Below are 1,439 nucleotides of genomic sequence, written 5' to 3'. Positions count from 1 at the left end.
GCCTCGATACGCTGCCTTCTTCAATCCGTCATCACCCAAATTCCGGCATAGCTCCCATTTGCGGCGCTGTCTGTGCGGCACGGCGATTGCCGAAGCTCAACCACCTCACGGGCGCAGCGCACCCTTCTTCTTCCTGATGTGTAACAAAAGTGACTGCGTGTTCGCGCCATCTGGGATATCAGCCACCCCTATACTGGCTGGCTGTCATAACGATCGATGCCTGACTGGGCGTTCCTTCCGGTATCTTGAGGTAAAACCGCCGCAACTCCTGCGGCCCGAACAGGAAAGAAAGCAATGCCAGGACCAGATTTGCCGAAGCCGCCTGCGGCGCGATCATTGCCTCCCCAGAATCAGGTCCAGCCTCGGAACCCTGGGAACCGTCAGCCAGTTGCCGGGAATTTTGCTGGCAGGGTCGCAGTGGCGCGGCCCGTCGGGAACTTTGCCGGCCGTCTCAAAGCATGCACGGACGCAGCTTTCAAAGCGTACAAGGCCGCAGCAAAGTTGGTCCCCACCCGAAATCATTTGGCGGCGGCTGGTTCTCGACCGGTCTCGGTTTCTCCCCGCGATGAGGTTCCGGAACAGCCTCGCCGTAAAGTAGGTCCTCCGCAGGTGACCGCTCTGCGGAATGCAAACGGCTCTGGCACGGCGACAACCGGTGGCGCCGAAATGGTCACGCAGGCGGGAGTTGCGAGGCGCGAGGCGACCCAACCCGCCGGGCCCAATTTTGGAGGGGTAGGCACCGTTGGTCGCGAGGATGTTACCCCCACGGTTCCTCGCCCCAAGAAGTCGTTGGCTCATGATGCGAGGCCGACGCAGGCTGGCAATATTATAAACGATACGAAAGAAGGGATATTGAGCGCGGCTTGGGAAGATATTCTTCTTGATGTCGAGGAATATTGCAAAGCTCGCCGTCGCGAAGAAGTGGGTGACGATAGCGAAGGCGTAAGACCCCGGGGGAATAGTGTTTCATCGACCGAGGATCCGAGAAAGAATCAAAATGACAGTAAATATATGCATGATTGTATTAACATAAAGCTGCAGAAGATGTACTCAGGTTTTTCGGCGATGGTTGGGCCTGCTACACCATTAACTGAAACTGAGTTTCTGAGCGCTATGACACTAAAGATCAAAGCAAGGGAAAGTTTGGACAACGCAATTCCCGTGGCTGAGGTTGTTGACGAAGGCGCAGACAACAATATTGATCGAGACAAGGTGATGGGGCTGATCGCGGCCCGGAGGGCGGAGACGCTGTGGCCCAGCAAGATCGATCTGCGTGGTCTGGACCTGTCCGGTCTAGACCTGAGGGGTATCGATTTTACGAACTGCGATCTGAGTGATGCGAACCTGGAAGGGGCAATCCTCAAGCACGCAGACTTCACCCGAGCGATCCTCAAAGGCACGAACTTCAAAGACGCGGACCTCGAAGGCGTGGATCTGCT

At 56.6% G+C, this 1,439-nt stretch carries 1 protein-coding gene; it reads left to right on the top strand.

Features of this window, described 5'->3' with window-relative positions; all coding sequences use genetic code 11:
* Nucleotides 1-666: 666 nt before the first annotated feature.
* Nucleotides 667-1,439, top strand: a 773-nt coding sequence (locus PDO_RS26750) for a pentapeptide repeat-containing protein (protein WP_192814375.1), incomplete at its 3' end; no start/stop codon positions are given.

Origin of the sequence: Rhizobium sp. PDO1-076 (genome assembly GCF_000247475.1) — a bacterium.
GTDB lineage: Bacteria > Pseudomonadota > Alphaproteobacteria > Rhizobiales > Rhizobiaceae > Allorhizobium.
This window is presented reverse-complemented; position numbering and strand designations above follow the sequence as displayed.